This window comes from Nafulsella turpanensis ZLM-10, assembly GCF_000346615.1.
Classification (GTDB): Bacteria; Bacteroidota; Bacteroidia; order Cytophagales; family Cyclobacteriaceae; genus Nafulsella; species Nafulsella turpanensis.
Genome location: NZ_ANNU01000030.1, coordinates 1 through 23,567, shown reverse-complemented (window position 1 = coordinate 23,567; position 23,567 = coordinate 1). Strand labels below are relative to the sequence as shown.

The following is a 23,567-nucleotide window of genomic DNA, read 5'->3' as shown; positions in this document are numbered from 1 at the left end:
GCAGCCTTTCCTGGAAAGAAAAGGCATAGTGAGCGTTACGAATGAGAGAATAATAATTTGATATCTTCTATTTTGAGCGGCTTATGAATGATACTTGTTACAGAAGGGTGATTTTTCACAGCTTCTTCGTCTGAAGCATCAAGAGAAGAGGTTAAGACATAAATACTGCATTTCCTCTGGATTAGTTCTTCCATAGATGTAAAATGCTCCAGGAATTTCCATCCATCTATAACAGGCATGTTAATGTCAAGTAGAATTACATCCGGAGAATCCTCTGGCTTACCTTCCCGTAAAACCTTCAGGGCTTTCTCTGCAGAAAGAAAAAGAGAGATTTCCGCATCCTCTTCCTGAATCAGCAGCATTCGTTGAGAAAGAAAAAGGCTTACCTCCTCATCATCAATGATGAATATTTTCATTAAGGTTTTTTAAGATAGATAAGAAAGGTTGTCCCTCTATTCTGCTGGCTATTAACTTCAATATAACCATCCATCGCTTCCACATGGGTTTTAACTAAGAACAAGCCAATGCCTCGTCCTTCGTAATGGTGGTGAAATCTTTTATACATCTTAAAGAGATTATCTCCCACCGCCTGCATATCAAAGCCTATACCATTGTCAGAGAAGTAGATAAAAACTCCTTCACTTTCCGGCCTGCTTACACATTTTACCGTAACCTTTAATTTTCGATCAGGAGACCTATATTTAAGGGAATTTGAAAGAAGATTATAGAAGATACTGTAAAGGTATGCTTTATTTCCCCTCACACCAACACCTTCATCAATAATCATATTAACTTCCCCCTGGCAGTCGTTTAGCGATTCCTGTAAAGTAGCCATTACCTGCTGGAATACGAGTCTCACCTCTACCTTTTCATTTACCGTGGTCCCCTTTTTATTCCGGATAGTCAATATCTGATTCAGATCCCGTAGTACAAAGTCTAATTGGTGAGCTCCTTTTTGGAGGTACCCAAGCGAAGTTTCAAAGGTTTCTGAATTTTTATCTACTATAGTAAGCAACTCGGCCAGCCCCATTACATTGGCAACGGGTGAGCGGAGGTTATGAGAAACAATATAGGTAAACTGCTGTAAGTCGGTGTTCTGGCGATAGAGGTCCCTGGTCATCTGCAACTGAAGGGCCTCTGCCTCTTTTCTATCGGTGATATCTGTCTGAATCGACACAACCTTAACCACCTCTCCATCATCATCTAAAACTGGTGTAACATCCAGCCAAATCCACACCTTCTCTCCGGACTTTTTGTAATTTAGTATTTCATCAGAAAATGGCTTATTCTGCTTCCACCTTTCTGCCAGCCGCTCAGAGGTCGTCCTATCTGTCTCCTCGCCCATAAGAATAGGTCCCAGCAGCTTTCCTTCCACTTCTGGAAATGTATAACCTGTGAGCTTGGTAAAACCTTCATTTACCCATTCTGTAAATCCATTGGGATTAGTAATCACCACTCCATTAGTTGTTCTACTGGCCACCAGCGACAGCTTCTCCAACTCCTGCCGGGATTCCATTCTTTCTGTTATATCATTAATAAAAACAGATAAACCTTCCTCTGAGGGAAAAGCTTTTACTTCCATCCATTTCTCCAGGCGCTTATAATATGTCTCAAAATGAACAGCTTTAGCACTTTCTGTGGCAGAATGAAACTCCTGGTAAAACTCTCTCCCTAGCATTTCCTGCGACAGCTCCCATACGTTTTTCCCTAAAAGCTCCTTTCTTTCAACCCCTACCAACCTTTCAAATTCACTATTCATATAAGTAAAGCGCCAGTTTCTATCTAAGGTAAAAAAGGAGTCTGTAACACTTTCCAGGACAGCATTTAGCTTTTCTGCCTGGGTTTTAATGGTTGTATTAGAATGTATAAGCTCAGTTATATTTCTAAATATACAATACACCCCTACAATCACCTCATTCACCACAACCGGAACCTTAACAATATCAAAGATATCCTGCTTCTTTTCTCTGAAGGGCAAAAAGCTAACAAAGTGTACAGGCTTTCCTTCTAGGGAATGCCGCAGTCCCTGCTTAAAATCATTCACCACCTCGGCAGAAAGAAAGTTCGAAAGTGGCTGGTTTAATAAGGTTTCTTTCTGAAGTTTAAAATAAGAAAGCGTGGCAGCGTTTACATCTGCAATTATTCCTTCCCTATCCTGAAACAGGACAATATCCAGGTGATGCTCAAAAAGAGACTGGAAACGCTGGTGCCCTTCCTTTAGCTCAATCCTGCTTTCAACCCTTTCGGTAATATCACGGGAGCTTGCCACAATGGCTCTCACAGCAGGATTATGAAGCTGGTTACTGCCAATGGTTTCCATCCATCTCCATCCTCCCCATGCATCTTTAAAACGAAATTCAGGAACCTTAACCTGCTCCTGAGAGTGTAAAAGCTGGTGGAGGGAACTTTCTATTTTTTGAACATCCTCCGGGTGCACGTATTGAAGACCATTTGTACCCACCAGCTGCTCTGGTTCATACCCTAATTCTCTTGCAGTAGAAGGTCCGCTAAAAATAAAGTTTAATTCTTCATCAAATAAAGCAAGCATGTCTGAACCATGCTCAATTAAAGCCTTATATAATTCCTCCTTTTCCCGCAATTTCCGGCGTACCTGTTTCTGCTCTGTTATATCCCTACCTACACAGAGAAGCACCTCTTCTTCCTCCGACCAGACTGCAGACCACAACAACAGCACCTCCTCACCTGAACGATGAATATAACGGTTCCTGAAGTTCTTTGTGTCCAATCCTTTTACCACCTCCCGGACAACCGCTTTCGTTGGCTCCAAATCATGAGGATGGATAAAATGCTGAAAGTGCTTACCTGCTAATTCACCGCTTTCATAGCCTATAACAGTCTTACTTGCTTCATTTACATTTACAAAATAACCCTCCCTATCTACCGTACATATTATGTCAAGGGAATTCTTTATAATCTTTTCCCAGGCATCAAAACTTCTGCCTGCTTCTCTTAAACTGAAAGTATTCACAAAGCTTTCTCTATTCTAAAGTATAAAATCCAGTTAAATCTAATTATAAAGCTTAAGCAACAAAGCGATAAATGATTTTAGTAAATCCTGTACCTGTAAGCCCAACCCAAAGGCTAAAGATAACTTTACCTGACGTCTGGATATAAAGTTATAAATGCTCCATAAGCTAAAAATCTAATATTTATTGTTTCAGCTAACTTCCTTATTCTGGAATTTTACCATTTCCAGTTTATTCTTATTTAAAGGCTTAGCAATAAAGTCTCGTACATCTTCATGAATTTTGGCTTTTTTAGCATCCTCTTCGTCAATAGAAGAGGAAAGGATATAAAGAGTACATTCCTTCTTTACCTCTTCTGAGAATCGCCGGTAAGTATGTAAGAATTCCCAACCATCTAAAACAGGCATATTGAGGTCGAGGAAGAGGTAGTCTGGAAGAAGGCCGTCTTTTTCCGAGGTCTCTAAAGCAGCCAGGGCTTCCTTCCCATTTGTGAAGCTCCTAATTTCAGAAGCGAAACCGTTAATTTGGAGTGCAGCGGCTGTTAAATGATTGGATACCTCCTCATCATCAATAAGCCAAACCGTTTTGCAGAAGGTCACTTTTGTAGAGTTAAATTAAAATAAATGGCCAGCACAAGGAACAACGGAAGCAAAAGCCTGTATAGTGCTCGGTAAAAAACCGGAATTAATTTCTCGGACGTCTAAAGGAGCTATATTCCCGACCCCAGTCTTATATTCACCCCCGAATGAGGTATGAGGTAAGTCGAACAGGTTCTGTTCCCAATCCATTTTACCACCTATAACAGTTCACTCTCATGCTAACTTTATTAAGCAGTAATTCTGCTCTTTTCTCAACAAGGATAAAATTAAAATCTTTCCTTGCTTCATGGAAAAATTTCTTCTTTCCCTATTTTTTGTAGAAATTTTTCATTGCGTTGGCACACATTTATTAAACAATAATAGCACAATACCATAACAATACAAAGGAAAATGATTGGAATTAAAGGATTATTGAGAGACTTAAACATCAGCAGATAGCCCATAAGTTTGATTTATGGCTAACCTATCCCCCCTCTTTTACCAGAAAAGTTATCGTCCAAGAACTAAAATACCGGTGGTTTTATTATGCTTTTCCTGTTAAATTTAATAGACGCCGTACTGGCAGCAAGCCAGATGGAATAAATAATAATGGAAGGTTCTGATTTCATCTTTTCTGAAAAGGCCTCTTTCAGACACCTGCAGTTTTCTTAAAGATCTATTATGGAACAATAAAGTAAACTCCATTTCTACCAGCTAACCCGCTACAGGCTGTACAGGTGCCACCTCGTAATTAATAGCCGGGGTAGCATCTCTCACAATCTTAATTGCCATCCACCTTTTAAAGGTCTTTTTACTCTTAAGCCAGGATGAAGAATCACCACCTTATTATCTACTAAAAACAAAAGGCAGCAAAATGCCGCCTTCTGTAAGAATATACTCAATTAACTTTTTGGGTGTCCTTTTATTCTACTGCCTCCTCCGGATACTGGTATACTCTAACATAGTCTACCTCCATACGCTGGGGCCAGATGCTTTCATCTATCCCTTTGGCGCCCCCCCAGTTACCACCAACGGCAAGGTTCATAAGCAGGTGAAAGGGCTGATCGAAAGGCCAGGCTTTGAAACCGGTTCCTTCATTCTTAAAGGTAAAGAATATCTCCTCGTCGACCAGGAAATCTATTTTCTCCGGCGACCAGTCAATGGCATAGGTATGAAACTGATTTTGTACATCGGCCACCAGAATGGAATCGCCTTTTTGCGTTCCAATGCCATGGTTAAAGGCTTCAGTATGCACTGTACCATAGATGGTTTCGGGCTCATAGCCAACATGCTCCATAATGTCGATTTCGCCGCTGGCAGGCCAGCCGCCATACTCCCAGTTTGTGGGTAACATCCAGATGGCTGGCCAAACGCCGGTTCCCTGCGGCAGCTTCGCCCGTGCCTCAATATAACCATACCTCCAGTCACCCTTCTCGCGCGATACCAGGCGGGCTGAGGTATACTCGCTCCCTTTGAAAGGTTCTTTATGGGCTTCTATGATCAGCTTTCCATCTTCAATCCGTACGTTTTCCGGCCGGTCCGTATAGTACTGCAGCTCGTTATTGCCCCAGCCACAGATATCGGGGCAGCCGTCGCCGAGGTCGTAAGCCCAGCGGCTGGAATCAGGATTGCCGGGACTTTTAAACTCATCGCTCCATACCAGCACCCTTTCGCCCTCCTCTACTTCGGTACCCTCTGCGCCGGAGATTGCGGTCGGCTGCTGTTCCGGAGCAGAGCAGGACATCCACATGGCTGTACCAGCCATAAGGCATACTGTTACAATACTCTTTTTCATCATTTTGCCATTTTTTATTCAGCCTAAGTCATAGAGGTAACTTTCACAGACCATGTTAATCAACAAGGGTAAACCGCTTGCTTAGGTTGCCTACCTGCACATCAAACTCCCCTGCTTCAATCAATGCTTTACCATCTCTGCCTATATAGGCCAGGTCTTCGGGTTTGAGCGTAAAAGTCACCACCTTACTTTCGCCCGGCTTCAGCGATATTTTTTCGAAACGGCGGAGTCGTTTTACATCCGACGTAACACTGCTGGCGTAAAGGTCGGAGGTGTAGAGTTCGACCGTTTCTTTCCCTTCCCTTTCACCGGTATTGGTTACTTCCACGCTTACCGCCAGTTCGCCGTCTTTTGTTATTTCTTCCCTGTCGAGTTGAAGGTCGCTGTACTCGAAGGTGGTGTAGCTTAATCCATGGCCAAAAGCAAACTGTGGGTTATAATCGGCTTCGTAATCATATACGCCTTCTGATTTCTTCTGCTCCTCGGATGGCTTATGGATGTAAGGCACCAGAGAGTTAGGGTAGCGTGGGTAGTTGTAAGGGAGCTTTCCGGATGGATTTACATCCCCAAAAAGAATATCGGCCAGTGCATCGCCGCCAAAGTTTCCGGGCTGATAAGCCTGCACAATGGCACTCATTTCAGGCTCAAATTTGCTGATGATGCGCGGACGGCCTTCATTCAGTACCAGTACCACCGGCTTACCTGTGGCGGCAAGCTTTTGGGCCAGCTCTGTCTGTAAATCGGACAGGTAGAGGTCGTTGAGGTCGCCCGGCTTTTCGGTAGAGGTGTTTTCTCCTACCGCCAGTAAAATTACATCGGCATCAGCTGCGGCCGCTACGGCTTCTTCCATTTTGTCGGCATACTCTTCGTAGTACTTTCCATCCATTTTATAGCTTACGCCGGGTACATAGCTTACATTCTCTTTCCCAATCTCATTCTGGACAGCCTCCAGAATGGTGTTGTATTCGCCGGCAAATTCTTCGGTCTTCTCTCCCTGCCAGGAGTAGCTCCAGGCGCCGTTGAGGGTTCGCATGCTATGGGCATTTGGTCCTGTTACAAGAACTTTAACATCCTTATCAAGAGGAAGAATATCCTCTTCATTTTTTAGCAGGGTAATGGATTCAGCGGCCATATCGTAAGCTGCCTGCTCAAATTCTTCACTGCCGAATTCCGGGTAATCTTTCGGATGGGTTACCGGATTATCGAAGAGGTTAAGTGCGTACTTTACTCTTAAAATCCGGCGAACCGCATCATTGATTCTTTCCTCACTTACTTTTCCTTCTTTTACCAGTTCTACCAGTCCGTTGGTAAAGGTTTCGTACTGATAAGGAATCATGGACATATCGATACCGGCATTAATGGCCAGCATAATGGCTTCCTTATCGGTGGCAGCAATTCTGTCGCGGCGGTGCAGGTTTTCAATGTCGGCCCAATCGGTTACCACCAGGCCATCAAAATCCAGTTCTTCTTTCAGCAGTTTGGTAAGCAAGTCGTAATTGGCGTGCACCGGTACTCCGTTAATAATGCCTGAATTTACCATAAGCGTGCGGGCACCTGCATCTACAGCTGCTTTAAAAGGCGGCAGGTGATACTCGCGAAGGGCAACAGGAGAGATGTTAGCCGGCGTTCGGTCTTTCCCCGTAACAGGCACCTGATAGCCGAGGAAGTGCTTCATGGTAGAAGCAATATGCTCCGGATCGCCAATGGTGTTATTTATACCTTCATAACCATTAATCATGGCTACCCCAAGTTCAGAAGCCAGATAAGGGTCTTCGCCAAAGGTTTCGAACTGTCGCGAAAAGCGTGGGTCCACTCCCAGGTCAAGTACAGGCGAGAAGGTCCAGGGAATGCTGCTGGCGCGGGTTTCATAAGCGGTAATTTCAGCGCCCCGGCGTACCAGATCCCTGTTGCGGCTGGCGGCCTGCCCGATTTGCTGCGGAAACAGCGTTGCCCCATCTGTATAGGTGCCACCATGAATCTGGTCTACTCCGTACAAAACCGGAATTCCAAGGCGTGTATCCTCCATGGCCACATCCTGAATCTGACTGATAATGCTATGCCACTTTTCCGGCGTGAGAGCTCTGTTATTTGCCGTGTTTAAGATGGAGCCAATGTGGTGCTCCACCAGGGCCTTCCGCAGTTCTTCCTCATCCAGTTCAAGAGGCTCATAGCTGGAATAGCGATTTTCGCCCTTACCCACCACATCGAGGGTAATCTGAGCCATTTGCCCCACTTTTTCTTCCAGGGTCATTTTGCTGATGAGCTCATCAATCTTTTGCTCTATTGCCTCAGGGTCCGCCTGGGCCACCACTGGTGTACTTCCAAAGCTTGCAATAATGACCGCAAAACAAAGCAGCGCAATGATCTTTTCCGTGTATCTATTTTTCATAACTTCTTGCTCCTTATGCTATTTTTAGCCAAGCCACTCCCCGCTGCACAGAAATTCTTCCTGTACACCAGCCTGGCTGTAACTGTAAATATGATTTATGTACTCGTTTTTGATAGCGGAAGCCGCTGTTGCAGTACCAGGATTAGGGATGGTAAAGCCAGTGCTTCTTATAGATTCTTTTTTTCTGACTACTGATTTATTCCGGCTGAAAAACTCTTACATAATCAACCTTCATCTGCTGCGGAAACCGGGTACTTTCATCCGGGCTTCCGGGCCAGTTACCGCCTACAGCAACGTTAAAGATGAGGAAGAACTCCTGCTGAAATTCACTCAACGCCTCCGGGGTGATGTCTATTTCGTTAAACAGCACATCATCGACATACCATTTAATGGAATTTTCATCCCAGATGATGGAGAATACATGATAGTTATCGGCGAAGGTTCCTTCTTCCAAGGTATAGCCCTGCCCATAGCTGGCATGCTGGCCGTTGTGATCCCAGTGAACAGTGCCATGAACGGTATTTTCGCGGCCCTGCCCCCCTACCATTTCCATAATATCGATTTCACCGCTGGCGGGCCAGCCTACTGTAGTGATGCTGGAACCAAGCATCCAGAGAGCCGGCCAGATGCCCTGCCCTTCCGGCAGCAGTGCACGTATATCGATTCGGCCATACTGGAAGGATTGCTTTCCCTGCGTGGTGAGGCGAGAGGAGGTGTATTCCCTGCCACCGAAACCTTCCTTTTTAGCAGTAATAATCAGCTTTCCATCTTCCACTATGGTGTTTTCCTGGCGGTAGTACTGAAGCTCGTTATTGCCCCAGCCATTGGAGCCGGTGCCTGTTTCGAAGTTCCAGTCACCCGTATTCAGCGATTCGCCATTAAACTCATCCTGCCAGACCAGTTCCCAGCCTTCATAGCTTTCGGGCGTGGTGTAACCACCGATGGGCATTTCGCCGTTTCCATCCTTATCTCCTAAGTCAATGGTAACACTCTGGCTCTCTGAAATAAATTCAGTTTCGGTCGCATGGGCCTGCACCCTTACGTTATAGGTGCCCGATTCGGTATAGGTATGACTTAGCTGCTCTTCTTTGGTCGCCAGCGGTATTTTTCCTCCTTCATCACCAAAGTAAACCCTGTAGAAGGCTGCATTTTGTGCGGAAAAATTTACCGTTACCATTGCCGGATTTTCCGGACCCTGTGTCACCTCCATACTCAAATCAGCTGGCATTGGAGGAATTCCGCTCCCTGTTTCATCCTCACAGCTTCCTGTTATAAAGCCACAGAAAAAAAGGAGCAGCAAAAATTTTAGCTTCATCATACTTTTTGGTTACTCACGCGTTTCCGGCTCGTTTATCTTCTCTATTTTCAACATTAAGAAGGAGGCAGGCCCCCGGGCCTGCCTCCAGAAGAGGGTTTCACTTAAAATTATTCTGCCGGAAGCAGTTGAAACTCGTCGAAATAGAAGGTACCTGGTGCGGTGTGTCCTTCGCCACCTGGCTGGAGCACAATGCTATCGAAATCGGTCCGGTCGGTTACATCGCTAAAGTCGAAGGTTAATTTCACCCACTCATCCAGCACTTCCACCTCAGGCTTTCTTTCTTCCTGAGTAGTCCAGGCATCGCCACCAAGTTCTCTGTTTTGCAGCTTTACTGCAAAGGTTTGGGCCAGGTCGCCGGTATAATCGTTCGCAGAAGGGAAGTATACCAGGATACTGAACTTGTTCCGGTTAGTGAGGTCGATTTTATGGTCGAGATGAATCTGGACATTTTCGTACATTCCAGTGCCTCTGTCGTAGCGGAACACATTTGCAGAAGGATTCACATCATCCGGATCCGGATTCGCAACAGGGAACTCATAGGCGGTTACCTGGTCCAGCAGCCACTGGTCTTCTGTAATGGTACTGGTTCCGTCGAAGTCTACCGCTATATCGTTTTCCTCAAGAGGCATTTCCGGCTCTTCCGGTTCTTCTCCCGGATCGAGATCTGCGGGGCGGAAGGTGAAGCGCCATTTTCCGGCACCATCGCCAAATGTATACTCAACTACCAGCTTTTCGGCCGTTAACTCTACAATTTCGTAGGTAATGGATTCCTGGGGCTCGGCTACGGCGGCTACTCCACCACCAACTTTATAAATGCCAAGGAAAGCTCCCAAGCCATTCACCATTAGCTCCTCTTCTGTTACCTCAAACTGGTGGGTACCTGAGTTCCATGCGGCATATTGCTCCGGCCACGCATCGGCAGGGTTACAGCCGATTTCCAAACCAATATCAGCCGGGTGCGGTGCACCTGCTTCTTCTTCTACCCAAAAGTCTCCATTATTTTCAAAGATAAAGGTACCATCCTCAAAGAAGGTAAATTCATCATTTAAAACACATGCTCTGGCTTCCAGGTCTGCAGCCGGAAGGGACCACCAGGTTTGGGACTCATCCACAGGGCCAATCCAGAGAGAGCCTTCTCCATCCAGCACCCATGTTTGAGACTCCTCGCAGCCGGTTAAAAGTGCCAGGTTATCGCCAGCACAGGCTACACCCGGAGCATTTTCTTCTACCACTATGTTTTTTTCGGCTACCACGTGCCCGTTAGGAGCCATGGCAATCATTTTCACATCGTAGGTGCCAGCCAGCTCGAAATAAGCGGTATCGGTAGGGCCACCTTCTCTCCAGCCAATTGCCGGATCTGTAAACCATTTATGGCGGAAAGCTTCCTCCACATTACTGCTAAGTAAAAAGGTATTGGGCATCCCTTCGATAGGCGTAACTGTAAAGTCACCCTCAGGCCGCGGTCCCAGTTCCTGCTCGTATTTATCGGAACAGGAGACAAATACCCCCGCCAACAAAATGAGGAACAGGAAAGAAAATGAGCGTTGAATTTTTATAGCTGTTTTCATAATGATCAGATTAAAATTAAAAGCCCGGATTCTGCTCAAGGCCATACGCAGTCACATCTAATACAGGAATAGGAAGTAGTTCATTTTTACCTGCCTCAAATCCCAGGTGCCCTAACTCTTCCTCCGCCAAGCCCCAGCGAACCAGGTCGATAAAGCGGAACCCTTCAAAAGCCAGCTCCAGCTCTCTTTCATCTACTATGGCCTGGAAGAGTGCTTCACCTGTAGCGGAAACCGGTTCAAGCTCAGAGCGTTCCCGCACCATATTTAAGTAGAGCAGGGCCTGTGCTTCATCACCGGCACGGAAATTCGCTTCAGCCGCCATCAGAAGTACATCGGCATAGCGGATTAAGCGCCAGTTCGTGCCATAGTTTAGTTCAGTTACTCCACTTTGGGACTGCGTAACATAGGTCCCATATTTCCGCTGGAAGAACCCTTCATAGTCATAAGCATCGGGCGCAGTCCAGTTTCCTCCCAACTCAATCAGCTGTTCTTCCGTCATAATGGTTGCCCAGTATCTTTCACCTTCAATCTCACCACTTTCTACAAACTCGAGGAACAGCTCTTCTCGGGGCGTATTAAAGCCCCAGCCGCCAATTAAAGAATCTTCAGGTGCCTTGGTATAATAATCAGCTCTTGGTCCCATCAGTTGTATGTGAATGTTACTTTCCGGACGCCAGTCCCAGGGAAAACTACCCCAGTCGTAGCCTTCTGTAGGATTATAGCTCAGTTCAAAAACAGATTCCTGTCCAAATTCACCAGCGGGAGAAAAAACTGCTCCCACGGAAGGTTCCAAACCATATTCACCGGAAGTAATTACCAGATCGAACATTGCGGCCGCCTCTGCCCATCTTTCCTGATACAGATAAGCTTTTCCGAGCAAAGCCTGTGCGGTACCCTGCGTTACACGAAACAAATTTGAAGGTCCGTAGCCGCTTTTTACAGGGAGGACTTCAATGGCTTCTTTTAAGTCCTGCTCTATCTGGGCATATACTTCTTCCACTGGATTCCGAATGGTGGAGGACCATTCTCCCGGATCCAGGTTGTCCAGCACAATTGGTACAGGACCCCAGAGGCTAACCAGGTCGAGGTAGGCATAAGCACGCAGCACTTTAGCTTCTGCAATAAGCCTTTCCCGTAGCTCAGTGGTTGGTTCAACCCTGTTAATTACCCGGTTGGCGTTAAAGATGGCATTGTAGGTAATACGCCATACGCCTTCTACCACATCATTGGATGCATCGAAAGTATAATCGTCCAGGGACTGGTAAGCCGGTTGGTCGCCAAAGCCACTTCCTCCGGCATTACTTTCGTCGGAAAGCAACGTTCTTAAAAGGTAGCTACTGGCCCACACAGAGTTATAGTGAGCAGTCAATCCATCATAAATCGCTGTTGTAGCCTGAAGGGCCTCCTCTTCTGTTTCATAGAAAACGTCGGCCGTAACAGCTCCCGGCACTTCCTGGTCGAGAAAATCGGAGCAGCCTGCAGTGCTTAAGAGTACTGCAGATAAACCTGCAGCGACAACACTTTTTTTGAATATATTTTTCATGTTGATTCCTGTTTTAATCTTAGAAACTAAACTGAAGACCTACCATTGCCTTACGGGGAACTGGATAGGCACCTCTGTCAATACCAACACTATTCCCCTGCCCTACTTCAGGATCCAGGCCCGGATAGTTGGTAAAAGTAAAGTAGTTATCGAGTGAAGCATAAATCCGGACATTTCTTACATTTTCCGAACCGAAAACAGTTTCAGGAAGGGTATAACCTAACTGCAGCTGACGAATACGGGCATAAGAACCATCGAATACCATTAAATCGCTGTTATAAATATATACAGAGGTGGTATTGGCAGCCGGAAATTCATTGGTACTGCCTTCGCCGGTCCAGCGATTGGTATAGAAGAAAGCAGGACGATTGGCAGTCGGGCGGTCTGTTCTGTTAAAGCCCATCAATACCTCATTTCCAATTTGCCCCTGCAGGAATACCAGGAAGTCGAAGCCTTTGTACCCAAGGTTCAGGCGTGTACCAAAGATAAAATCCGGGTGCGGACTTCCGATATTAGTTACATCCTGTGGGCTTATCTGCTCATCGCCATTTGTATCAATTACTATTGGATCGCCCGGTGCAGGATTATAACTGTCACCAAGGTTATTTGCCTCAATGTATGCATCGATCTCTGCCTGATTCTGGAAAATGCCATCGGTTTCATAGCCTCTGAAATACCAGATAGGTTCGCCAAGACTGAAGTAAGTAGCAACCCATCCAGTACCTACTCCGGCACCTGGAATTTCTGGCACAGCTTCTTCCAGGAAGGTCACTTCATTTTCAAGGGTGGTAAAATTAGCACCTACCTCATATTGAAAGGCATCGGCAGCCTCACTTCTGTAGGCAAGCTCAAACTCCCATCCTTTATTTTCTACTGTACCACCATTCAACACCGGAAGGTCGTTACCAGCCGGACCAAAAGAAAGTGCGTTAGTAAGCAAGTCGCGTGTTATTTTTTCAAAGTAATCCACCGTGAAGGACAGGCGATTGCTGAACATATAAATGTCCGCACCAAAATCCAGCTGCTCACTCGTTTCCCACCTCAGGTCAGGATTCTCGATTGTAAAGGAAGCAGCTCCAACAAGGTAATTTCCTTCTGAATCGTAATAACCTGGCTGTATGGCAGAAATCCGGCTCATCCATGCTCCGATTCCAACTGAACCAAGATTACCATTCTGGCCCCAGCTGGCACGAAGTTTTACGGAGTTTACGATATCGGACAGCCCACTGGCCTCATAAAAGTCTTCATTGTGGATGTTCCACCCCACTGAAACAGAAGGGAAGGTCCCCCATTTATTTCCCGGTGCCAATACAGAAGAACCATCGCGTCTTATGATAGCATTTAAAAGGTATCTTTCCTCATAGCTGTAACCCAGCCTACCAAAGACAGAAAGGAGACTTCTCGAATTCCCATTACTGATGATATCATCGTTTGTATTCGGTGTAAACGCCCCATAGGCGAATAAATCGGATTCCTTAAACAGGCCTGAGTAAGTACCGCCCACAAAATTCCACTGGTTTTCAATAGCCGAAGAACCTAGAAGAAAAGTAAGCTGATGGTTGTCTATTTGCTCGGTATAGGTGGCAAAGTTCTCCCACTGCCAGCTAAACCAGTTATTCTGGAAATCTGACCCACCAGATTCTGTATTTAAACTTTCGCTGGAATACCAGAAAGTAGGGGTCCAGTAACGCTCACGCTGAAATGCTGCATCAATACCAAAACGGGTGGTAAACTCGAATCCTTCAAACGGAGTAATTTCCGCATATACATTCCCCACCACCTTATTCTGATTGAGACCACCTTTTGTATTCTGGATTCTTGCAAGTGGGTTTCCAAACTCTCCACGGACATAATTTGAAATTCCATAGTAATAACCGTTTTCATCCGTAACCAAAAGTTGGCCAATAGGAACTTCACCTGGAGTGAATCCATTTATGGCAGCTAATAAATGGGGAGGATAGGCAGTAGGATCGGTATAAACTACAGGAGTGAGGGGATCGAGGGCCAGTGCACTTGTAATAAGGCCGCCAAATTCACTATTCTCTGCAATGGCATTTCTGCTAAAGTGAGAATAAGAGAGGCGCTCTCCTATTTCTAGCCAATCTCTTACCTGATGGGTGGAATTCAGTCGGAGGGTGAAACGATCGAAGCGGGACTTATCCCCTCCTACAATACCTTCCTGCTGGAAATAGGTGCCACCTATTAAATAGGTGGTTTTTTCGGAGCCGCCGCTGAAGTTAAGTGCATGGCTTTGCTGTGGCGCTACCTCAAAAATTTCATTAAACCAATCCGTTCCTTCTTCATCCAGCACATCTGCTGCAGAAGGCCTTGGGTTGCACCGGCTTCCTCCAGGTACTCCTGGTACTGCCGGGCAGTCATCAGCTCCATTAGGTCATTTCTTACTGACTGCACACCATACTGGCCCGAATAGCTGATTTCGCTTACACCGGGGGTTCCGGTTTTGGTGGTAATAATCACTACACCGTTTGCCGCTTCAGCACCATAAATAGCAGCAGAGGCCGCATCTTTAAGCACTTCTATCGATTCAATTTCGGAAGGAGCCAGATATTCGATGCCACCAGCCCGTACTCCGTCTACGATGTAAAGTGGCTCATTATTTCTGTTTGATCCGGTACCCCTGATTCTGATCTGCATCCCGCTGCCCGGAGAACCGGAGGAAGGTAAAACATTTACACCGGCCGTTCTGCCCTGTAGCGCCTGTTCAAGACGGGCACCGGAAATACTGGCTATTTCTTCGGCCTTTACAGAGGAGATCGCTCCTGTAACCAGGCTTTTCTTTTGCTGGCCATAACCCACCACCACTACTTCACTTAATGTTTGGAGGTCGGGCATCAGATTAATAAGGAGGTTGGCCTGGTCTCCTACCGGTACTTCTTCAGAAACATAACCAACAAAAGATGCAATCAGGGTATCTCCTGCGGCAGCAACCAGCCGGAAGTTCCCATCAAAATCCGTAATGGTTCCCTCGCTGGTATTTTTAATCCTGATGTTGACTCCCGGAAGCCCTTCTTCTGACTGTGCATCGATAACGGTACCGGTAACCGTTCCTGTTTGCGCCCATGCCCAGTGCGAAAGAAGCAGAAGCCATACACTTGCGTACACTTTTACTTTCATACATGTAGAGGTTAGAATAAATAAAAAAGTTAAGTTGAGATTTTATGTACAAATCCTGCTCACCGAAAACGATTGCAGGTCATGAAGCAATAAAAGCTCATTTTAGGAGGTAAATCAAATAACAAGCTACAACATTACTACATCAGGCACCAAAAACGACTACATCATCGCTACATCAATTAGAAAGAAAAACTAGCTTTAAATGATTTTTTCGTCTATTTTTAGTGTTACCAACTCAACAAGTAGAAAAACTGATGCATCCGATGGAAGGTAGAGTATTTTTTTAGCAATCGTTTGTAAAAGGGGTGGCAGTAAGCATCCTGCTTTGCCTGTTTTTCCATAACCTTAAAGCCCAGTCATTTCGCGGTCTTCCTTTTATTCAAACTTTTGGCAGTGGCGATTATGCAGCCGGTATCCAGAACTGGGATATAACACAGGATGCACGAGGCTTGCTATATTTTGCCAACAATTTTGGTTTACTGGAATACGATGGACATTACTGGCATACCTACCCGGTTAAAACCGGCTCTAAAGTGCGCTGTGTATCGGTAGGGACAGACGGAAGGGTCTATACCGGCTCCCAGGGCGATTTTGGTTATTTCTCCCCTTCGTCCAATGGTAGCTGGGTGTATACCTCACTGGCAGAAATGCTACCCGAGGGAAGCCGCAATTTCGATGAAACCTGGCGTATTTTTCAGCTAAAGGACAAGATTTACTTCTGCACCTTCCAGAATATTTATGTCTATGATGGGCAATCGATTGAAACCATCCATCCGCCTAATCCTTTAGAGTTTTCTTTCCTTGCCAATGACCGCCTTTATGTGCTTGACTGGGAAAGAGGTCTTACGGTTCTCCAAAACAAGTCTCTTGTACCAGTTAATGAAGGAGAGAAATTCAGGCACCAGCGCCTGGTAGCCATTTTACCCTACGACCAGCAGCACTTACTTATCGTTACACAGCAGAATGGTCTCTTCCTCTACGATGGCCACCACTTCTCTTCTGTAGATCCTGGCCCGGCAAATATTCTTGACCAGAAGCTGCTAAACTGTGCTGTTCGCCTCCGGAACGGGACCTATGCGATTGGCAGCCAAAGCCACGGCCTGTTTATCCTGGACCATCAGCTACGGCTGGTCCGGCAGCTCGATAAAGAGCATGGCCTGAACGACCACACCATTCTTAGCCTGTATGAAGACCGCCATCATAACCTGTGGGCAGGACATAACAACGGCCTTTCATATATTGAATTAAGCTCCCCCTTTACCCTGCTGGATGAAAAGCTAAAAATACCGGGCAGTGGCTATGCTGCTTTTAAAGAAAATGACACCCTCTATTTAGGAACCAATAACGGGCTGTTTGCCGGAGTGCTGCAAAACAGCAGAAGCGCTGGTTTTCAGCCTGTAAAAAACAGCCAGGGCCAGGTTTACCATATATCCAGGCAGGGCGACGAGCTACTCATGGGACATCACAATGGTGCCTTCCGCATCCGCAATATGGAAGCCCTCCCTCTCTCCCGCCAAACCGGTGTATGGAAATTTATGCGCCTCCAGAACAGCAATCGCCTGATGCTGAAAGGAACCTATAGCGGTTTCTCCCTTTATGAAAAAGAGGAAACCGGTTGGCGATGGAAGAAGGATTTCAGCAACTTTACCGAATCTTCCCGCATATTCGAGGAAGATGAAGAAGGAAATATCTGGATGACGCATGGCTACAAGGGAGTCTATAAACTAAGTTTTGATGCGAAAAAAGGGAAGTTCAGCGACATACGCTTTTACGGACAAAAAGACGGGCTGCCTTCGAATGTATTAAACAATGTACATAAACTGGGAAACCAGTTGATTTTTACAGCCGAAACAGGTGTTTACCGTTACCACTCCACCACCGACCGCTTCGTGCAGGACAGCAGCCTCACGAATGTTCTTGGAAAAGGAACACACATCCAAAAGCTGGCACAGGATGCCAATGGCCGACTTTATTTTATGAGCAGCACCAAGCTGGGCAGTGTACTGCAGGACGAGTTTGGCAGATGGGAGGCAGACACCAACCGCTTCTTCAAAATTATCAACTTACTGAACGATGACCTGAACTACCTGACCATCCTGGACAATCAGAATGTATTATTTGGCGCAAAGGAAGGGTTTATTCATTTCAACCCCATGCAGGTACGTACCGAAGCAGTTCCCCTGCAGGTGCTCATTCGGCGGGTAGAGAGTAATGCGCAGCAGGATACCACCTTGTTTGGTGGTAGTTTTCAACCAGCGGGCCGGGAGCCGAATGTAAAAACAGCCAGTCTTCAGCTACCTTATCAGCAAAACTCCCTCCGCTTCCGCTTTTCGGCTCCTTATTTCGATGGCGCTGCTCACCTCACTTACCAGTACCAGCTCGAAGGGTTTGAGGAAGGATGGAGCAGCTGGTCTGCCCAGGCATTTAAAGAGTATACCAACCTGCCGGAAGGGAGCTATACGTTTATGGTAAGGGCAAAAAATATTTATGGCGAAATCAGTCCGGCGGCCCGGTATGAATTTAAAATTTCACCGCCCTGGTACCGGGCACCACTGGCTTACTTCACTTATTCACTCCTGCTCGCCGGGCTTTTCTTTGTAGGTATTTTTACGGTAGACCGCAAGCATAAACGCGAAAGAGAACTTCTTACCTTAAAGCAGAAAAAAGCCCTGAACCAGAAGACAATGGAGCTCGACAGCCTCAGTAAACGAAGCAAAGACGAGATTACAAGGCTGGAAAATGAAAAGCTGGAATCGGAAATCCGGCATAAAAACAAAGAGCTCGCCACCTCTACCATGCACATTGTTACCAAGAACGAGTTTATTGGCGAAATAAAGGCTCACCTGAACAGTATTATTCGCGAGAAGGAGTCGAAAGGGATTAGTAAGGAGCTGAACAAAATTATTAAGGAGATTGACCAGAATATTGCCACGGATAAAGACTGGGAGCAGTTTCAGATCCATTTCGACCGTGTGCATGGCGACTTCTCCAGGCGTTTACGGGCTGCCTACCCCAGCCTTACGCCTCAGGAAATGAAACTCTGCGCCTATCTGAGGCTCAACCTGAGCACCAAAGAAATTGCCCAGCTCATGCACATTTCTGTACGTGGGGTGGAAATTAGTCGCTACCGCCTTCGCAAAAAGCTCGAGCTCGACCGTCAGGAAAACCTGCTGGAGTTTATTTTGAGCTTCTAAGGTATTGAAAAGCTTGTTTAGGAGAAAGATTCTCCTAAAGCTCTTTAAGCATCCGGATGTCACAGCCGCCGTGGCCGGTATTGCCCATTGGCTGGCTTATTTCACTAAAGCCATACTTCCGGTAAAGCGCCCGGGCAGGGAGCATGTCGCCTAAAGTTTCGAGATATACCTGCCGGTAGCCAAAATCCGCAGCCTTATGGAGGCAGCGTTCCATCAGCTGGCCCGCAATTCCCAGCCCCCTTGCTTCAGGTTTCAGGAACATCCGCTGCAGCTCGGCCACGCCTTCAGGCCCGCCATCCAGCGCTTTAATGCCGCAGCCTCCCACCACCTCACCATCGAGCAGAGCCACATAATAAACCGCCCGCTCCACCTGGTAGCTTTCGAACATCCTATCCACCACCGGATCGCCCAGTATGGTAGTAGCTGGGTCGGCATTAAAGCTTTGCATTACAGCGCGTATAATGGCTGCAATGCGAGGGTTATCTTCCTTTGTAATTTCTCTGAACTTAAGCATTTTGCTTCTTTTTTTCATCAGTCTACGCAAAAGCAAAGATCAGAAAAAAGCACTCATTCTCCACGAATTGACATTTAATTCCTGCGCAAAACCTATACCCTCCACTGTTAACGATAGGAGGGAAGGAGATACCAGCTTAAAATTACAGAATAAAGCGGTAGGTGTACTTCACCAGAAAGATGTTATGCGGATATACCTCCATCAGCCCTTCCGATAGTGCCTCAACCTGGTATGAGCGGTTCAGTGGCAGGAGGTCGGAGCGGCCCTGGTTCCAGACAAGGAAAAGAGTAGAGCCAGGGATATACTCCCAGCGCAGCACCATATTCGATCGGAATTCCACGAAGTTAAAATCTGGGTTGCTGATGCTGTAGTCCGTTACCCGATCTCTGTCTTCATCTATCAGATACACCTCCTCTTCGCTGTTGTACGAAAGCTGGCCTGCTGTAAATGGAATAAAACGGCCGCTGTACTCTTCCGCTCCTGCATCACCGATCCTCTTAAACTGACTGTAGCTTCCTTTAGAAACGAATGGCTGGCCCCAGAACTGCAGTGAGAGGTTGGGCTGAATGATATAGGTAAGTCGCATTTCCATGCCATAGGTTTCCTGCTCAATAGTAGCAGCCAGATAGCGTTTCTCCTCCATGTAATCTTTTGTGGCCACATACTGCAGCTGATACTCATTAAAAGAAATATCGGCTCCCAGCGAGAGGTTCAGGGAGTTGAGCGGACGGTAGGTTAGACCGCTGTAAACTCCCTGCCTGCGACTGAAACCTTCATCACCCCAAAAGTTAACGTGCTGCAGCTGAAAACTCAGCTTCCTGCGGTTGTCGCTTCCTATTACGTACCAGTGCTCAAGGCCACCCGGGTATTTAATAGCGGGTCCGCCTCTTAGATCAGCGTTGGAAACAGAGGCTCCCTCCACCGTACTTCCCATGCTTAATCGCCAGAAGTTCTTAAACTGGGTGTGGGCATTTACATTAACGGCCCTGTAGGTGTTGGTACCGCCAAAGTCGAAATGAAGGTATTCATTAAAATTTATACTGAGGCTCCTGAAAATAGAAAAGGGCTGCTGCTTGCGGTACTGCATCCACGCCCACTGATTGAGCAGGTCGGAATTATAGAGAAAGCCGCCATCGTTCAATGCCAGTTCAGGCGACCGCCAGGTAAAGCCTGTCTGAAAAATGATTCTGCCACTTGACTTACCAAAATGAAGGGCGCCTCCGGTGCCGGTCAGTGAATTCCGACTGGAATCGACCGACAGGTAATCTGCATCGGGTCGCTGAAAGAATCGTTCGCTCGCTCTCTGGGTCCGCAGGATGGCTTCTTCGCTTCCTCTTACCTGACTTACCGAAAAGTTGCCGGCAAAGTAATACTTCCGGTCTTTCAGGTAATGCTTTACATCGAACCCGGCCGAATAAGCTGCTTCATGAAGATACTCCAGGTGAGATTCCTCCAGCTGCCGGTTAATGGCCGTAAACATCCCTCCAAACATTGTTTTTCCTTCTTTCAGGTCTTGCTGAAAACGGCCAACCAGGTAATTCGTCAGGGGCTCCACGGTCACCTCTCTCCGCTCTCCGCCCAGGTCTATTTCGGCTTCTTCTTCCTCAGTTACAGACTCGAGAATTCCCCAGGAGAAGCCTTTTTTGTTCTTTCCCGTTATTTTGGCAGCTCCCAGTATGGTTACATTTTCGGGCATCCTGACATATTCACCCTCCTCCAGTCCCGGCCGGTAGTGCGGGAGCCCACCTATTCTTCTTGAATAAAAGAGATTATCGCTGTTAAAGCTTCCGCCCGCAACCGATTCGGTAAGGGGGAAGGTAAGAATGTTATTTCCTTCGAGAAAGAAAGGCCGCCGCTCGGGAAAAAAGACCTGGAATGCACTGAGGTTTACCTGCGAGGGGTCGGCCTCTACCTGCCCGAAATCGGGGTTAACGGTAAAGTCGAGCGTAATATCGCTGGTGATGCCAATTTTGCCATCTACCCCAACACTTAGCGAATGATCCGTTCCGTCGGCGAAGGGGTTTCCTTCCTCCTGTTCATAGGTTTCGGCCTTCCCGAGGATGAAGGGCATAATCTCCAGCTGTTTCTGCGGCTCTATTCCTTCTAGCCCATGCAGTTCGCCAAAAAGGTGTACCCAGCCAGGCGAATCGGGCGGAATGTACTGCCAGCTGGATCTTTCCTGCCCACGAAAAAACAGCCTGTTCACCTGCAGTCCCCACACATGTCGTTCCAGGTCGGCAAAGCGAAGCTGGCTGAGTGGAATCTTCATTTCGGCAATCCAGCCTTCTTCATCTATCGAAGTCTCAAGGTACCAGATAGGGTCCCAGCCCGGATCCCATATATCACCATTATTGGAAACCGCTTCGTCGCCTTTTACCCCCGATGCACTGGCAGTGAAAGAAAAGGCCGTACGGTGGTCGAAATAGCTGTCGATATTAATTTCCACCCAGTCTCCGTCAAACCCATCCCTCCTGGACATCCTCTTTACAATTTTACTGGTTTCGGTATCGAAAGCACGGATGGCTACGTAGAGGTTCTTGTCATCGTATAAGATTTTGAAAGCTGTTTTCTGGGCGGGAGCAGCTCCTTTATCGGGCTGTATCTGAGTAAAATCGCCCGTCCACTCCACCTGCTCCCATACCTCCTCGTTCAGGAGCCCGTCAATAACCGGCGGCTCCTGTACCCGTTCCGTTGTATAGCTTTTTCGAGGAATGGATGTAGCCCCTTCTTCCTGCTCCTGGGCGAAGAGGAAAGAAGGAAGGGCTAAAAAAATTAGAAGTGGGAATCGCATCGATCCTTTAGTTTGGCTGAGTATCATAAGGCACTGTTCGTAAATACTTACAAAAGCAAAGCTCATCAAAGTATCATACAACTACAGCAGTATTTTGATAAGCGGCTAAAAACTTCTCTATAGTGGCTTTTAAAATGGATAGGAAATACCTGATTTAAGAGCTTTCGCCTTTCGCTTTATGTAAGGACTTACTATTACTTCATTGGTTACAGCTATTGCCGAACTAATTGGAATGATGAGCTGGAAAATGGGAAAGCCCCTGCTTTCTGTTTTAAGAAAAAGCAGGGGCTCTCCTGTAAAAAATTGACAACGCCTTTGCTCTTTAGCCCTTACGATTGCTTAAGGCATAAGCTGCTGCACCGGCTCCTGCCACTACCGCCCCTGTTATAAGGGGTCGCATGGCTGCACTGCGGGTATAAAAGCTTTTTTTCCTGACATGGCCTTCATAATTACCATGGAGGTTTCCATCTTCCCCGGCGTGGTGCAGGGAGCTGTCTTTATGGCGGGCAGGCTTATTCTTCACCTCCTGTTTGCTCATAAAGTTTTCACTAATCCAGTCCATCAGGCCGGGAGCATACTTATTCGTGAGGCTCATCATCTTTCCGCCTCCACCTACCATAATATCGCGCTTCTGGTGGGTGGCTGCATACAAAATAGCATTGGCAACCTCCTCAGGGGCATATACCGGTGGCGGAAGGGTTAGCTCCCTGTCGGTATAGTTCATGGCATGCTCCGGGTAAGGGGTATTGATACCGGAAGGTTTTATCAGCGTAACGGAAATGCCTGCTTTCTCCTCTTCAAGTTCAATGCGGAGAGCATCGGTAAAGCCTTTTACGGCATGTTTAGTCGTTGAATACATGCCCTGCAGCGGAATGGCAACATCAGATACCACACTCCCAAGGTTAATAATGGCGCCACCCCTGTTCTTCATATGCTTTGCGGCAATGAGTGAGCCATATACCACGCCCCATACATTGGTATCGAAGAGGCGCTTATTGTCTTCATCGCTTACCTCTTCGAGCCGGCCATAGATGGCAACCCCCGCATCATTCACCCAGGTATCGAACTGGCCGTACTTCTCAATGGCCTTATCGGCAATTTTCTGCACATCCTCCTTTTTTCCGACATCGGCTACCACATAAATGGCTTCTCCTCCTTCGGCTTTAATCTGTTCCACAATTTTTTCCAGTTCTTCCTTATTTCGGGAAGCAAGTACCAGACTGGCTCCTTCTTTAGCCGCCGCCTTTGCTGTTGCCAGTCCTATTCCGCTGGAGGCACCGGTAATGACCATTACCTGTTTATTAAGTGGTTTTAATGAAATATCCATATGTAAAAATGTTTTAAGTTTAAAAATATATTTATCTGATTATCATCACTTTATCTATACGGAAATAATGAAAGATGGGTATTTAAGGGGAGAATGGAGGTGTGGAATTTAGAAGGTAAAGTCTTTATTTGGGCTGGAGAAAAACACCTATCCTGCTCAGTCGCGCTGCCTTAATTGCTTTATGCCTGGGAGAGCCGCGTTTACAGACAGAGCGAAAGGTTAATAGCATGTAGGGAAATCATGTGCATTCCCCTGATGATTTTTAAACGCCTAATATCGGCCGGAAAGCTTGTGCTTAATTCTGCTAAATGGTATGTTGGCAGAAGGATAGGAAAAATAACAGCAATAGAAAGCTCAACTGCTGTTATAAACAAGTTGAACAAAACCTCCTTCGTCGGTAATTTAGGCAGCTTCTATTTCTTTATTTA

Annotated in this window: 14 protein-coding genes; 1 reads left to right on the top strand and 13 read right to left on the bottom strand. The window is 46.6% G+C overall.

Annotated features, from left to right (window positions below; translation table 11 throughout):
* Nucleotides 1–35: 35 nt before the first annotated feature.
* The 10 genes from F752_RS0112475 to F752_RS25955 all read right to left on the bottom strand — a co-directional run bounded on the left by F752_RS0112475 (nucleotide 36) and on the right by F752_RS25955 (nucleotide 15,313).
* Complete coding sequence (locus F752_RS0112475) at nucleotides 36–416, bottom strand: response regulator (protein ID WP_017732083.1); 381 nt, start codon at nucleotides 414–416, stop codon at nucleotides 36–38.
* The gene (locus F752_RS0112470) at nucleotides 416–2,989 is read right to left on the bottom strand and encodes a PAS domain-containing sensor histidine kinase (RefSeq protein WP_017732082.1); all 2,574 of its coding nucleotides are present in this window, start codon (nucleotides 2,987–2,989) and stop codon (nucleotides 416–418) included. Before F752_RS0112470 ends, F752_RS0112475 begins: the two co-directional genes overlap by 1 nt.
* A gap of 189 nt (nucleotides 2,990–3,178) precedes the next feature.
* Nucleotides 3,179–3,586: a response regulator gene (locus tag F752_RS0112465; RefSeq protein WP_017732081.1), complete on the bottom strand. Its 408-nt coding sequence runs from the start codon at nucleotides 3,584–3,586 to the stop codon at nucleotides 3,179–3,181.
* A 901-nt stretch (nucleotides 3,587–4,487) separates the two neighbouring features.
* Nucleotides 4,488–5,363: a glycoside hydrolase family 16 protein gene (locus tag F752_RS0112455; RefSeq protein ID WP_017732079.1), complete on the bottom strand. Its 876-nt coding sequence runs from the start codon at nucleotides 5,361–5,363 to the stop codon at nucleotides 4,488–4,490.
* Nucleotides 5,364–5,415: 52 nt separating this feature from the next.
* A complete protein-coding gene (locus F752_RS0112450) occupies nucleotides 5,416–7,749 on the bottom strand; it encodes a glycoside hydrolase family 3 N-terminal domain-containing protein (protein WP_017732078.1) in 2,334 nt (777 codons plus the stop codon).
* Between the two features lie 196 nt (nucleotides 7,750–7,945).
* Nucleotides 7,946–9,067, bottom strand: coding sequence for a family 16 glycosylhydrolase (locus F752_RS0112440; RefSeq protein WP_017732076.1), 1,122 nt, complete (start codon nucleotides 9,065–9,067; stop codon nucleotides 7,946–7,948).
* Nucleotides 9,068–9,174: 107 nt separating this feature from the next.
* Nucleotides 9,175–10,635: a hypothetical protein gene (locus tag F752_RS0112435; protein ID WP_026135713.1), complete on the bottom strand. Its 1,461-nt coding sequence runs from the start codon at nucleotides 10,633–10,635 to the stop codon at nucleotides 9,175–9,177.
* Nucleotides 10,636–10,651: 16 nt separating this feature from the next.
* On the bottom strand, nucleotides 10,652–12,178 hold the full coding sequence (locus F752_RS0112430; protein ID WP_017732074.1) for a RagB/SusD family nutrient uptake outer membrane protein: 1,527 nt from the start codon (nucleotides 12,176–12,178) through the stop codon (nucleotides 10,652–10,654).
* A gap of 19 nt (nucleotides 12,179–12,197) precedes the next feature.
* Nucleotides 12,198–14,489 (bottom strand): SusC/RagA family TonB-linked outer membrane protein, encoded by a 2,292-nt coding sequence (locus F752_RS24040; RefSeq protein WP_086009474.1) that lies wholly within the window; start codon nucleotides 14,487–14,489, stop codon nucleotides 12,198–12,200.
* On the bottom strand, nucleotides 14,441–15,313 hold the full coding sequence (locus F752_RS25955) for a TonB-dependent receptor plug domain-containing protein (protein WP_086009473.1): 873 nt from the start codon (nucleotides 15,311–15,313) through the stop codon (nucleotides 14,441–14,443). Before F752_RS25955 ends, F752_RS24040 begins: the two co-directional genes overlap by 49 nt.
* A 305-nt stretch (nucleotides 15,314–15,618) precedes the next feature.
* Here F752_RS25955 and F752_RS0112420 point away from each other — a divergent pair, with 305 nt between their 5' ends.
* Nucleotides 15,619–18,507, top strand: coding sequence for a triple tyrosine motif-containing protein (locus F752_RS0112420; RefSeq protein WP_017732073.1), 2,889 nt, complete (start codon nucleotides 15,619–15,621; stop codon nucleotides 18,505–18,507).
* A gap of 34 nt (nucleotides 18,508–18,541) precedes the next feature.
* Here F752_RS0112420 and F752_RS0112415 read toward each other — a convergent pair whose 3' ends face one another.
* The 3 genes from F752_RS0112415 to F752_RS0112400 all read right to left on the bottom strand — a co-directional run bounded on the left by F752_RS0112415 (nucleotide 18,542) and on the right by F752_RS0112400 (nucleotide 23,139).
* Nucleotides 18,542–19,021 carry a GNAT family N-acetyltransferase gene (locus F752_RS0112415; RefSeq protein WP_026135712.1) on the bottom strand — a complete coding sequence of 160 codons (480 nt, stop codon included), beginning with the start codon at nucleotides 19,019–19,021 and terminating at the stop codon, nucleotides 18,542–18,544.
* 142 nt (nucleotides 19,022–19,163) lie between these two features.
* Nucleotides 19,164–21,812 (bottom strand): DUF5916 domain-containing protein, encoded by a 2,649-nt coding sequence (locus tag F752_RS0112410; protein WP_026135711.1) that lies wholly within the window; start codon nucleotides 21,810–21,812, stop codon nucleotides 19,164–19,166.
* A 322-nt stretch (nucleotides 21,813–22,134) separates the two neighbouring features.
* Nucleotides 22,135–23,139 (bottom strand): SDR family oxidoreductase, encoded by a 1,005-nt coding sequence (locus tag F752_RS0112400; protein WP_017732069.1) that lies wholly within the window; start codon nucleotides 23,137–23,139, stop codon nucleotides 22,135–22,137.
* Nucleotides 23,140–23,567 lie beyond the last annotated feature (428 nt).

What these genes read in the sequence shown, in the direction of transcription:
- F752_RS0112455 (WP_017732079.1), bottom strand. Translation starts at nt 5,363, where the DNA reads ATGATGAAAAAGAGTATTGTAACAGTATGCCTTATGGCTGGTACAGCC.
- F752_RS0112435 (WP_026135713.1), bottom strand. Translation starts at nt 10,635, where the DNA reads ATGAAAACAGCTATAAAAATTCAACGCTCATTTTCTTTCCTGTTCCTC.
- F752_RS0112475 (WP_017732083.1), bottom strand. Translation starts at nt 416, where the DNA reads ATGAAAATATTCATCATTGATGATGAGGAGGTAAGCCTTTTTCTTTCT.
- F752_RS0112430 (WP_017732074.1), bottom strand. Translation starts at nt 12,178, where the DNA reads ATGAAAAATATATTCAAAAAAAGTGTTGTCGCTGCAGGTTTATCTGCA.
- F752_RS0112400 (WP_017732069.1), bottom strand. Translation starts at nt 23,139, where the DNA reads ATGGATATTTCATTAAAACCACTTAATAAACAGGTAATGGTCATTACC.
- F752_RS0112415 (WP_026135712.1), bottom strand. Translation starts at nt 19,021, where the DNA reads ATGCTTAAGTTCAGAGAAATTACAAAGGAAGATAACCCTCGCATTGCA.
- F752_RS0112440 (WP_017732076.1), bottom strand. Translation starts at nt 9,067, where the DNA reads ATGATGAAGCTAAAATTTTTGCTGCTCCTTTTTTTCTGTGGCTTTATA.
- F752_RS0112410 (WP_026135711.1), bottom strand. Translation starts at nt 21,812, where the DNA reads ATGCGATTCCCACTTCTAATTTTTTTAGCCCTTCCTTCTTTCCTCTTC.
- F752_RS25955 (WP_086009473.1), bottom strand. Translation starts at nt 15,313, where the DNA reads ATGAAAGTAAAAGTGTACGCAAGTGTATGGCTTCTGCTTCTTTCGCAC.
- F752_RS0112450 (WP_017732078.1), bottom strand. Translation starts at nt 7,749, where the DNA reads ATGAAAAATAGATACACGGAAAAGATCATTGCGCTGCTTTGTTTTGCG.